This is a genomic window from Psychrobacillus sp. Z3-81, assembly GCF_056620325.1.
Map to the genome: position 1 here is coordinate 1 of NZ_JBWQPU010000096.1, position 246 is coordinate 246.

The following is a 246-nucleotide window of genomic DNA, read 5'->3' on the forward strand; positions in this document are numbered from 1 at the left end:
TCCCCCAGGAACGAGCGGGCCGGGCGGCCCCCCGTCGGCGGGAACGTCACGACGACGCGGTGGCCGCTGCGCGTCCAGGGCCCCAGCTCGGCGTGCTCGTGCAGGTCACCCGCCACCCGCCGCGCGTCCGTTCCGTCCGGGCGCACGACCCAGACCTGCGTCCGCACCCCGCCGCCGGTGGCCACCAGGCACGCGAGCCACCGGCTGTCCGCGGCCCAGCTCACCCTCAGCACGGGGTCGGCGGTC

At 78.9% G+C, this 246-nt stretch carries 1 protein-coding gene; it reads right to left on the reverse strand.

All coding sequences use genetic code 11. The annotated features are described in order from the left end of the window. On the reverse strand, window positions 1-246 hold a 246-nt coding region (locus tag AC1ECF_RS17770), incomplete at both ends, for a hypothetical protein (RefSeq protein WP_480390764.1).